Annotated in this window: 15 protein-coding genes; 14 read left to right on the top strand and 1 reads right to left on the bottom strand. The window is 44.0% G+C overall.

Translation table 11 applies throughout. The features are described 5' to 3' along the window. Nucleotides 1-26: 26 nt before the first annotated feature. On the bottom strand, nucleotides 27-458 hold the full coding sequence (locus GGE08_RS09645) for an RrF2 family transcriptional regulator (protein WP_179384686.1): 432 nt from the start codon (nucleotides 456-458) through the stop codon (nucleotides 27-29). Nucleotides 459-574: 116 nt separating this feature from the next. Here GGE08_RS09645 and GGE08_RS09640 point away from each other — a divergent pair, with 116 nt between their 5' ends. The 14 genes from GGE08_RS09640 (at nucleotide 575) to GGE08_RS09575 (ending at nucleotide 11411) form a co-directional block, all read left to right on the top strand. Next, a complete protein-coding gene (locus GGE08_RS09640; protein ID WP_179384685.1) occupies nucleotides 575-1084 on the top strand; it encodes a cytochrome c in 510 nt (169 codons plus the stop codon). A 5-nt stretch (nucleotides 1085-1089) separates the two neighbouring features. Then, a complete protein-coding gene (locus GGE08_RS09635) occupies nucleotides 1090-1671 on the top strand; it encodes a fasciclin domain-containing protein (RefSeq protein ID WP_179384684.1) in 582 nt (193 codons plus the stop codon). A gap of 74 nt (nucleotides 1672-1745) precedes the next feature. Beyond that, nucleotides 1746-3653, top strand: a complete 1908-nt coding sequence (nosZ, locus tag GGE08_RS09630) for a Sec-dependent nitrous-oxide reductase (RefSeq protein ID WP_257024013.1) — start codon at nucleotides 1746-1748, stop codon at nucleotides 3651-3653. A 124-nt stretch (nucleotides 3654-3777) separates the two neighbouring features. After that, nucleotides 3778-4401, top strand: coding sequence for a hypothetical protein (locus GGE08_RS09625; RefSeq protein WP_179384682.1), 624 nt, complete (start codon nucleotides 3778-3780; stop codon nucleotides 4399-4401). Continuing rightward, entirely contained in the window at nucleotides 4398-4832 is a 435-nt protein-coding gene (locus GGE08_RS09620) for a nitrous oxide reductase accessory protein NosL (protein WP_179384681.1), read from the top strand. Before GGE08_RS09625 ends, GGE08_RS09620 begins: the two co-directional genes overlap by 4 nt. 11 nt (nucleotides 4833-4843) lie before the next feature. Further along, complete coding sequence (locus tag GGE08_RS09615; protein WP_179384680.1) at nucleotides 4844-5299, top strand: pyridoxamine 5'-phosphate oxidase family protein; 456 nt, start codon at nucleotides 4844-4846, stop codon at nucleotides 5297-5299. A gap of 73 nt (nucleotides 5300-5372) precedes the next feature. Further along, nucleotides 5373-6623 carry a nitrous oxide reductase family maturation protein NosD gene (locus tag GGE08_RS09610; RefSeq protein ID WP_179384679.1) on the top strand — a complete coding sequence of 417 codons (1251 nt, stop codon included), beginning with the start codon at nucleotides 5373-5375 and terminating at the stop codon, nucleotides 6621-6623. Then, complete coding sequence (locus tag GGE08_RS09605; RefSeq protein WP_179384678.1) at nucleotides 6620-7327, top strand: ABC transporter ATP-binding protein; 708 nt, start codon at nucleotides 6620-6622, stop codon at nucleotides 7325-7327. Before GGE08_RS09610 ends, GGE08_RS09605 begins: the two co-directional genes overlap by 4 nt. Then, nucleotides 7324-8106, top strand: coding sequence for an ABC transporter permease (locus tag GGE08_RS09600; RefSeq protein ID WP_179384677.1), 783 nt, complete (start codon nucleotides 7324-7326; stop codon nucleotides 8104-8106). Before GGE08_RS09605 ends, GGE08_RS09600 begins: the two co-directional genes overlap by 4 nt. Nucleotides 8107-8135: 29 nt before the next feature. Then, on the top strand, nucleotides 8136-9341 hold the full coding sequence (locus tag GGE08_RS09595) for a hypothetical protein (protein ID WP_257023991.1): 1206 nt from the start codon (nucleotides 8136-8138) through the stop codon (nucleotides 9339-9341). 148 nt (nucleotides 9342-9489) lie between these two features. Beyond that, nucleotides 9490-9924, top strand: coding sequence for an RrF2 family transcriptional regulator (locus tag GGE08_RS09590; protein ID WP_179384966.1), 435 nt, complete (start codon nucleotides 9490-9492; stop codon nucleotides 9922-9924). 56 nt (nucleotides 9925-9980) lie between these two features. After that, nucleotides 9981-10706 (top strand): iron-sulfur cluster repair di-iron protein, encoded by a 726-nt coding sequence (ric, locus tag GGE08_RS09585; RefSeq protein WP_179384676.1) that lies wholly within the window; start codon nucleotides 9981-9983, stop codon nucleotides 10704-10706. 7 nt (nucleotides 10707-10713) lie between these two features. After that, a complete protein-coding gene (locus GGE08_RS09580) occupies nucleotides 10714-11022 on the top strand; it encodes a hypothetical protein (RefSeq protein ID WP_179384675.1) in 309 nt (102 codons plus the stop codon). 11 nt (nucleotides 11023-11033) lie between these two features. Beyond that, the gene (locus GGE08_RS09575; protein WP_179384674.1) at nucleotides 11034-11411 is read left to right on the top strand and encodes a group III truncated hemoglobin; all 378 of its coding nucleotides are present in this window, start codon (nucleotides 11034-11036) and stop codon (nucleotides 11409-11411) included. The last annotated feature ends 4 nt before the right edge of the window (nucleotides 11412-11415 follow it).

Below are 11415 nucleotides of genomic sequence, written 5' to 3'. Positions count from 1 at the left end.
AGTCGATGGTTTTTACATCACTTTGACTAAGATGGAAAAAACTCTTCCACATCGCGCTTTCCTTCAATTAGGTCGAGAATGGTGGTCTGCTCCAACACCTTGATGAAGTTGGAAGTTGTGTCCCCCACATGTTTGTGGAGTACGCATGGATTGTTCACATCACAGCTTCGACTGCCCATAACACAGGAATGTACCCTTTTCTCGCCATCGATAACGCGAACAATATCCATCAAAGTACCCTTTCGGTCTTCCTCGCTGAGATAAAAACCTCCCTTGGGGCCTCGCATGGAAGAAATAACCCCTTTCTTGGAAAGCTCTTGTAATAATTTGGCCAAATAAGCTTCGGGAACATGAACGGCATCAAAAATATCCCTCACCATGATCTTATGGTCCTCATCAGAGTTCAGCGCCAGATATAGCACTCCTTTTATGGCATATTTTGATGAGTTGGAAAGCATTGTTTTAAATAGAAATCAAAGATTAAAAGATATTTTTATCCTTTTTATGACTTAAATCATGTTATAGGTGTTTTGACCACTATACTTTTGAACGATAATTCATAATCATTTATACCATGAAAGCAACCATAAAAGGAATAACACTTCTACTCGCCCTCATCATGATGGCATGTGGAGGAAAAAAAGAATCAAAAAAGGATGAGGGTTTTAGTGTGGAACGCAAAAAGGCTCCCACGGAACAGCCCGCACCGACCTCAACAGATGTGGTAAAAGCTTCCGAAAGGGTCGACCTGTCCACCAAAGGTGTAGGGCCCGTTAAATCGGTTGACCTAGCCCCGGAAATCGACCAAGCCATGGCGGCAGAAGGCCAAAAAGTGTATGACCAAATGTGCTTGGCCTGCCATAGGATCGGAAAAAAATTCATCGGTCCACCGCCCAATGGCATTTTGGAAAGAAGAACCCCGGAATGGGTAATGAACATGATTTTGAATCCCCAAGAAATGGTTCAAAAAGACCCTTTGGCCAAAGATCTGTTAAAGGAATTCAATGGATCGCCCATGTCCAATCAAGGACTTACCGAAGATCAGGCAAGGGCAATCCTCGAATACTTTAGAACTTTAAAATAGACTTTATGAAATCAACCTTAAAACTTAGCATGCTTGGATTATTAGCCCTGTCGGTAATCCTCGGAAGCTGCAAAAATGAATCTCAAGAGAAAAAAGAGGTAACGAATCCAACCCAGGACGAAGCTGTTCTGGAAAGCAACAAGGGACAGGCCTTTATTGAAGATGAGGCATCTACGCCGAATATCCTTCAAATTGCCTTGAAGTCATCCGACCACAGTACGCTCGTGGCCGCAGTACAGGCCGCCGAACTGGAAAATGCATTGGTGAATGCTGGACCATTGATGGTTTTTGCCCCTACCAATGCTGCATTTGATGCGCTTCCCCCTGGGACAGTGGAAGACCTCCTAAAACCGGAAAACAAAGATGCTTTGGCCAATATCCTGAAGTATCACGTGACCCCCGGGAACTACTCAAAAGACTTTTTGAAGAATTTCAAAAAGCTGGGCCAGGCCAATAATCAAAACGTAGCGGTCGAAGTCAAGGACAATGAAGTCTATGTCGGTGGCGCAAAGATTATTGCAAGTGTTTCCGCAGGTAACGGAATTGTACATGTGGTGGACAAGGTCATCCTGCCTCCTACCCAATAATAAATCAAAAACAAGTAAAACTAGATATAATGAAAATCAAAAACCCTTTTATATTGACCTTGGGTGCGGCATTGATGCTGGCGTCTTGCGGTCAACAGAATCAAAGTTCCAATGGGGCGCTCTCTTCGAGTGCTGCCGAAAAAGTATATGTAGCTCCAGGAGAGCAGGACGAATACTATGCCTTCCTATCCGGAGGATATAGCGGAAACCTTACCGTGTATGGGTTGCCTTCTGGACGAATGTTCAAGGAAATTCCTGTTTTTTCCCAATTCCCAACATCTGGGTACGGATATTCCGAAGAAACCAAACCTATGCTCAACACCTCTCATGGATTTGTGCCATGGGATGATGCCCACCACCCTGACATTTCCCAGACCAATGGGGAATTGGACGGTCGATGGATCTTTATTAACGGTAACAACACCCCAAGGATAGCCCGTATCAATCTGAGCACTTTTGAAACTGAGGAAATCATCGAAGTACCCAATAGTGCGGGTAACCACAGTTCTTCCTTCATTACGGAAAATACAGAGTATGTGGTGGCCGGAACGCGTTTTTCCGTGCCCATTCCGCAACGGGATATGCCCATTAATGAGTACAAGAGCAATTTTAAAGGGTCTTTGTCCTTTATCAGTGTAGATCCGGAGCATGGTCACATGGACCTCAAATTCCAATTATTGATGCCCGGTTTCAACTACGACCTCTCCCACCCTGGCAGGGGAAAATCCCATGGTTGGTTCTTTTTCACTACCTACAATACCGAGGAAGCGCACACCCTACAAGAGGTGAACGCCTCCCAAAACGACAAGGATTTTATTGCTGCGGTCAACTGGAAGAAAATCGAGGAATACGTGAACAATGGCGGTGGCACCAAAATGCCCGCCAATTATGCACACAACTTGTATGACGAAGGCAGTCACACGGCCACAACGACCATGAAAAAAGAAGTCTTGACCGTGGATCCCCTAAAAGTGCCCGGAGCAGTGTACTTTTTGCCCACACCTAAGTCGCCACACGGTTGTGATGTGGACCCAAGTGGCCAGTATATTATCGGAAACGGGAAACTGTCCGCAGACTTAACCGTACACTCCTTTGATAAGATGATTGCGGCCATTGAAGGCGAAAAATTTGATGGTGAGGCCTATGGTATTCCCATCTTGAGTTTTGAAGATGTTTTGGCAGGACAGGTAAAGAGTGGTGGCCTTGGGCCATTGCATACCGAGTTTGATGGCAAGGGGAATGCGTACACCACGTTCTTCATCTCTTCGGAGGTTGTAAAATGGAAATTGGGTACCTGGGAAGTTATCGACAGAAAGCCCACCTACTACTCTGTGGGTCACTTGATGATTCCCGGTGGTAATTCCAGAAAGCCATTCGGCAAATACGTAGTGGCCATGAACAAGATCACCAAAGACCGATATCTGCCCACTGGCCCAGAAATGGAGCACTCGGCACAGATTTACGATATCTCTGGGGATAAAATGGAATTGATCTATGATTTTCCAACTCATGGGGAGCCCCATTATGCCGCTGGGATACCAGCCGACATTTTAGCCCCAAAATCAAAGAAAATCTATCGATTGGATGAAAACGAACACCCTTACGCCGTAAAATCACCCGTAGATTCAAAGGTAGTACGGGATGGCAACGAGGTACATATCTACATGTCCACTATCCGAAGTCACTTTACTCCGGATAATATCGAAGGGATCAAAGTAGGCGATAAGGTGTATTTCCATATCACCAACCACGAACAGGATTTTGATGTACCCCATGGTTTTGCCATGATCGGCCAGAATACTTCCGAGTTGTTGATCATGCCCGGACAGACGAAAACCTCGGTCTGGGAACCCAAGCAGGCCGGCGTATGGCCCTTCTACTGTACGGATTTCTGTTCGGCACTGCACCAAGAGATGCAAGGATATGTTCGCGTATCCCCAGCCAACTCGAATGTAGAATTAAAATGGTCCCTAGGAGAATAATGTAGATTGAAGGACCATTGTACAAAGCGGGCCGCCAAAAGGTTCGGCCCGCTTTATTTTTCAAGACCAGCAACACCCACCCACCAAAAAGCCACATTCAGTTTACAACTTAATACAACTACACATGAAAAAGGCTAGTTTACTTATGATCATTGGCCCACTATTATTATTGGGATTGTACGTTTTTCCACTTTGGAACATTGTATTGGGAGCTCCTCAGTACCCTGACCCTTTGGGCATGAACATCCACATCAATGGTCTTCAAGGCGTCAACGAATTCGATATTCAAAACATTGATGGCCTCAACCACTATATTGGAATGCATACCCTCCCAAAAGCAGAGGAAATGTGGGAGTTCAGTGCCTTTCCCGTCGTAATCGGTATTATGATCGCTTTGGGTGTATTGGTAGGTATTCTGGGGTACTTTAACAAAGTAAGTTATAAGTGGTTTATTGGTTGGTTCCTATTGATGTCCGTCCTTGGGATATTGGGCATGTATGATTTCAACCTTTGGTTGATAGACTATGGTACCAACTTAGATCCCAATGCCATTATGAAGTTGACCAATCCCGATGGAACGCCCATGACCTATAAACCACCATTATTGGGCCATGTAAAAATGCTCAATTTTGATGTGACCTCTATGCCAGCCGCCGGAGGATGGCTTATGTTCGTAGGCATGATGCTTACCCTAATCGCTTCCTTTATGGGGTGGAAGAACTCACAAAACCTAAAATCACTATCATGAAAAAACACCTAATACCATTTATTCTACTATTGGTCCTTTGCCTCAGTTGTTCCATTGGCCCAAAATCCATCGACTACGGCCATGTGGGATGCCACTTTTGCAGTATGACCATTGTGGACCAACAACATGCGGCCCAATTGGTCACCCAAAAAGGCAAGGTTTTTAATTTTGATGCCATTGAATGCATGCTGAACCAGCTCAAAAAGGAAGACCGATCCGAAATAGCGCTGTTCTTGGTGAACGACTACGAACAACCAGGAGAGTTGGTGGATGCCACCAAGGCCACGTATTTGATCAGTGAAAATGTTCCTAGCCCCATGGGCGAATATCTCAGTGCTTTTGCCGATGAGCAGACAGCTATCAATATCAAAAACGAACAAGGTGGTACACTTTATACTTGGTCAGAAATCAAAAACCGATTTAAACCGTAAACCAAAAAACCATGACAGATTTGAAACCCTTACAATGTGAACGTCTTTTGGCGGATAACTATGTGGGACGATTGGCCTACATTGCCAACAATCAACCCTATGTTGTGCCCTCCACCTATTATTTTGATCCGGAGGAAAAAAGCATTTTGTGTTTTGCCTCCAACGGACATAGGGTGGACTCCCTACGAAAGCACGACAAGGTATCCTTTCAAGTGGACAGAATCGAATCCTTCCGTCACTGGGAATCCGTGCAGGTACATGGCAATTTTCAGGAACTTACGGGAAACCAAGCCAAGCATTGTTTACAACTTTTTGCGGAGGGTGTGCAGCGTACCATAGATCATAAAAATGCGGAACGACCCCATTTCTTGAGTCATTTTTCCGGAAGATTGCAGGAAGCGGAAATGCCGGTGGTATATCGCATTGCCGTCACTGAAATAACCGGGAAATCGGTAGAAGAATCCTAATCAGCAGCAATTCAGAATTGAAAAAAAGCCCTCAGAGATCACAACACAGAACATCATAAACGGCACTTGCTTCATGTCTACAGTCCATCCATATCACAAATTTATCCTATCCCTGCTACTCCTGCTGTGGACGCCTTTGGTTTGGGCAAAAACATGGAATGTATGTGGCGACTGCGAGCACAGTTCCCTTAAAGAGACTATTGCCCTCGCCCAGCCCTACGACACCCTGCTGGTGCAAAAGGGCACGTATCGTGAATACGAAATTTTGGTGGACAAACCTTTGGTGATTAAGGGAATCAATTATCCCATTGTAGATGGGGAACAGAAAGGGGAAATCTTCAGGGTAACCTCGGACCATGTTACCTTGGATGGGCTTTTCGTTATCAATGTTGGGGTAAGCTACACCAAGGACAACGCCGCCATACGGGTGGTCCAAAGCAAAGATTTTACGATAAGGAACATGGTTTTGGAACAGCTGTTCTTTGGTATTTATTTGGAGAAATCCTCACACGGCAAGGTGTACCACAATAGAATTATCGGTGAGGCTGTGGACGAATACAATTCAGGAAATGGTATCCAACTTTGGTACTCCACCGACGTGGAAGTGACCAAAAACCATGTACAAGGTACCAGGGACGGCATCTATCTGGAATTCTCGGACCGAATCACCATCAGTGAGAATATAAGTATGGACAACTTGCGGTATGGTCTTCATTTTATGTTCTCCAACAACGATGTGTATACCAAAAATATCTTTGAAAACAATGGTGCCGGGGTGGCGGTCATGTTTTCCAAGCACATCACCATGGAAAACAATATATTTCGAAAAAACTGGGGGACTGCGGCCTACGGCATGTTGCTTAAAGAAATCAATGATGCGGAAATCACGGGAAACACCTTTGAAGAAAATACCATTGGTATCAATATTGAGGGGTCTAACCGAATCACCTATGCCAACAACGATTTTATTGGTAACGGCTGGGCCATCCGCGTAGTAGGCGCCTGCTATACCAACCGTTTTGAAGGCAATAATTTTTTGTACAATTCCTTTGACATCTCCTATAACAGTAAACTGAACGACAATGTGTTCGAAGGCAATTTTTGGAGCAGCTATACCGGCTACGATTTGGACAAGGATGGTATTGGGGATGTACCCTACCGTCCTGTAAAACTGTTTTCCTATGTGGTAAACCGAACCCCCGAGACCATAGTACTGCTGCGGAGCCTCTTTATGGATATCATCGATTTCTCGGAAAGGGTCTCCCCCGTATTTACGCCCGACAATTTAAAAGATGCCCAACCCTTAATGCAGATGAGGCCATGACCATAACCATAGAGAATTTATACAAACGATTTGGAAAAAATCACGTCCTAAAAGGAGTCAACCTCAGCGTTGAACCAGGACGCATTTATGCCATCCTTGGGCCCAATGGCTCTGGAAAAACCACCATGATCAAAAGTATTTTGGGAATGGTGATTCCCGACCAAGGAGAAATATCCGTGCTGGATGGGCCCATCAAACATGGATGGAAGTATCGTAAACAGATTGATTATCTGCCCCAAATTGCCAATTTTCCCCCTAACATCAAGGTCCAAGAACTGATCGATATGATCAAGGACCTCAGAAACAGTACCAGTGCCGAAGAGGAACTGATCGACCTTTTTGGCCTGGAACCGTTTTTGGACAAAAAATTGTCCACCCTATCGGGGGGCACCAAGCAAAAGGTAAATATTGTACTCACCTTTATGTTCGACAGTCCATTGATCATTTTGGACGAGCCCACAACTGGACTCGACCCATGGGCACTCATCCGTTTAAAGGAGCTGATCCAAAAAGAAAAGGCGAACGGAAAGACCATTTTGATCACCTCCCATATTATGCAGTTCGTGGAAGAAATAGCCAACGAAATCGTCTACCTCTTGGAAGGTGAAATTTATTTCAAGGGAGGTATTGGCAAACTATTAGATCAGACCAACGAGATAAATTTTGAACACGCCATCGCGGCCTTAACTACCAAGAAGCCATGATCAAAATATTGAAATACAGTTTTTACGACCTGATACGCAGCCGTTGGAGCTATGTCTACTTTCTGTTTTACCTAGCTCTAGGTTTTGTACTCCTGTTTCTGAACAATGATGTATCCAAGGCGGTGATCACCCTTATGAACGTAATTATTGTTCTGATTCCGTTGATCGGAACCATTTTTGGAGTGATGTACTACTACAATTCAAGGGAATTTACCGAACTGCTGTTGGCCCAACCCATCAAAAGAAGCTCCATATTTATGGGACAATATTTTGGGGTCGCAGGCTCGTTGACCTTAAGTTTGGTCTTGGGCCTTGGTATCCCATTTCTGCTATATGGGTTGTTGCGAAGCAATGCCATCTTCGATTTTTCACTTTTGTTGGTCACCGGGGCCTTCCTCACCTTTATTTTTGTAGGGCTTTCCTTTGTGATTGCCATCTCAAATGAGAACAAAATCAAAGGTTTTGGTTATGCAGTGTTGCTCTGGCTGTTTTTGGCCGTGGTGTACGATGGACTCTTTTTGATGTCATTGATCATCTTTGAGGAGTATCCCTTGGATACATTTTCGCTGGTATCCACCATGCTCAATCCCATTGACCTTTCCAGGATTTTAATACTGCTCAAACTGGATATTTCTGCCCTCTTGGGGTATACGGGAGCCATTTTCAAAAAATTCTTTGGTACCGACCTTGGCTTTCTCACCTCAATGGCCATTCTATTGCTTTGGACGGCTTTGCCTATTGGAATCTTGAGGTACAAGGCCAAACGAAAGGATTTTTAAAAATCGATACATTCGTTGATTCATAAGGTATGATGGATAAAAAACGGTACGGAAAACAGGTACGCCTTGGATTACTATACTTCTGCCTTGCGGCCCTATTGGGCCTGCTGCTTCGCTCCTTTCCCGTATTCGGATTTCAATTCAATTACCGATACGTGGTCCATGCCCACTCACATATTGCACTTTTGGGGTGGGTTTATGTGGGGCTGACCACCTTGCTCCACTATTGTTTTGTGAAAAAAAAAGGTTCATCCGTTGCATACCAACGTATCTTCTGGTGTACTCAAGGGACTTTGATAGGAATGCTGTTAACCTTTCCGTTTACCGGATATGCCTTGTTTTCCATCATCTTTTCCACACTATTTCTTATCGTATCCTATGTGTATGTGTACCATTTCTGGAAAAACATCGAACCGAAATTCAATCAAAGTAAAGCACTCCGGTGTGCCAAGGCCGCATTGCTTTACCTAGTAATCTCCAGTATAGGCCCATGGGCATTGGGGGCCATAATGAATACCTTGGGACCCCAATCCATTTGGTACCGATTGGCTATCTACTTTTACCTGCACTTTCAATACAATGGATGGATGTTGCTCGCTTTGGTAGCTCTTTTTTTATTCGTCTTGGAACAAAAGGGCATCGAATTGCCCCAAAAAGGCTTCACTCAGTTTTTCAGGATGGTCAATTGGGGTATTGTACTCACTTTTGCATTATCCGTGCTTTGGACCGAACCGCCAATGGGTTTATATGTGGCAGCAGGACTGGGCGCTTTGGTTCAGTGCTATGCCTTTGTACGATTGGGAATCCTTGTAAAGAACAAAATCCACCTATTGTCCTTGTCGAAACTTCAAATATTCCTGATGCGGATAGTGGTCATTCTCGGGCTCATGAAAATGAGTCTTCAATTGCTTACGGCCCTGCCCTATTTTGCCCGATTGGCCACCATTTATATGGACCTGACCATAGGGTATCTGCATTTGACGTTTTTGGGAGTCGTTAGTATAGGTCTGTTCTTTTTTGTGGATTATTATGGATTGATGAGAATTGCACAAAGGCCCTTTGTATGGTATTTCTCGGGCTTCATTCTTTCCGAACTGCTCATCTTTTATAAAGGAATAGCAGCATGGATGCAATGGGAACCCCTCGGTAATTATACGGTAATCCTGATCTTGGCGAGTATGCTGATGCCCATTGGATTGATTTTGATGTTATCCAAGAATCGATTTCACCATTGATTTTTTTTATGGAGCCCTATTACATCGATACCCATAATAGTTTATATTTGAATCCATTGAGATGGTAAAACATGCTGAAAATAATAAAAGACATTTTTGTCCGATTTAATTTTTTGATTTATCTTTGTATTGACAAAAGGTTCCTATGATGTTTTCAAAAGCCTGTGAATATGGTATTCGGTCAGCGGTTTACATTGCCCTGCAATCATTGGAAGGCAGGCGTGTAAGCGTCGGTGAAATCGCGGAGGAAATAGATTCACCTGTCGCCTTTACGGCCAAAATTTTGCAGCAGCTCACAAGAAACAACATCGTACGTTCGGTAAAAGGACCCCACGGCGGTTTTGAGATTGAACGGGAAGATATGGATACCGTTAAACTGAACATGATCGTAAAGGCCATTGATGGAGACAAAATCTATATGGGCTGCGGTCTTGGCCTCAAAGAATGCAACGAACATAAACCCTGTCCCCTTCATGATAGATTTTTGGACATCCGCAACAATCTTAGCACCATGCTCAGAACCACCAGTCTCTACGAATTGGCCGTTGGTCTGGAAAAAGGCTTGACCTATCTGAAACGATAAAAAAATTTAAATTAAAAAAAGACAATTTTATCCGAATTATAAAACCCCCTAGTACTATGAACAATACAATCGAAAAAACAATTGGAGAATTGGTAGCGGAAGATTACCGCACCGCACAAGTATTCAAAAACCACAAAATTGATTTTTGCTGCAAAGGCAACCGCACGCTATCCGAGGTGGTAACCAAGAAGGGAATTACACTGGAAAACCTGCTGGAAGATCTTCAAGCTGTGCAAAATTCTGAAAAAACGGACCAGCCGGACTTTAAGACATGGCCCTTGGATCTACTTATCGATTATATAGAGAAAAAACACCACCGCTATGTAGAGCAGCAAATCCCCGTCCTAAAGCAATACCTCACCAAACTCTGCAAGGTGCATGGTGCACAACATCCCGAACTGCATCAAATCTCGGAACATTTCCATGCCTCGGCAGGTGAATTGGCCATGCATATGAAAAAAGAGGAGCTCGTTTTATTTCCTTGGATACGGAAAATGCTCCATGGACCATCTGATCTTAAAAGTGACGGCAAGACACCATCCGAAACGGTTCGAACCCCTATTAAGGTCATGATGCAGGAGCACGATAACGAAGGGGAGCGTTTCCGAAAGATAGCAGAATTGAGCCAGGATTATACGCCTCCATCGGATGCCTGTAATACCTATCGGGTCACATTCTCTCTTTTAAAGGAATTTGAAGACGATTTGCACCGCCATATCCATTTGGAAAACAACATATTATTTCCTAAGGCGGAGATATTGGAAGCTCGATTAATGCAATAGGCATATTATGAATAATCGTACGGTTGTACCGAAAAATATATATTCCAAACTTTTTCGGGAATATAGAAGAGGACAAATGGGCTACGCTGCCATTGCCATTATAGGCCAGAGCTGTTTGGGTTCGGCGGCAGCCATGGCCCTTTTGATGGGAAGTACCGGAATGATCCTAAAAATGGTCTTGCTTTTTCTTATCACCATTTTCTGTATGGCCTACAACGGCGCTGTTCTGGCCCAGCTAAAACCAATAAGCTCTTTTAACCTATTGATACTTAGTCTGGGCTTTAGCACATTGGTCATCTTGGGACATTTGATCTGAGCAAAAATAACATGATGGAAAAGAAAAAAATAGCAACGATTGAAGATATACAGTTGATAGTGGATACCTTTTATGGTAAAATCCGCAAAGATACCTTATTGGGTCCCATTTTCAATCATATCATTCAGGACCGATGGCCCGAACACTTGGAAAAGATGTACCGCTTTTGGCAAACCGTGCTGTTGGATGAACACACCTACAAGGGCAGTCCTTTTGTACCTCACGCCCATCTTCCTTTGCGAGCCGAACATTTTGAGCGCTGGAAAACACTTTTTTTTGAGACTTTGGATGATTCTTTTGAAGGTGAAAAGGCGGAAGAGGCGAAATTCAGGGCCAGAAAGATGGCGGAAATGTTCCAATTGAAGATTGCCTTTATACAGCAAGCGTGATTTA

Origin of the sequence: Allomuricauda sp. ARW1Y1 (genome assembly GCF_013407935.1) — a bacterium.
In the GTDB taxonomy this organism is placed as follows: Bacteria; Bacteroidota; Bacteroidia; order Flavobacteriales; family Flavobacteriaceae; genus Flagellimonas.
Note: the sequence above shows the minus strand (reverse complement) of the source record. Positions and strands in the feature narration are given on the sequence as shown.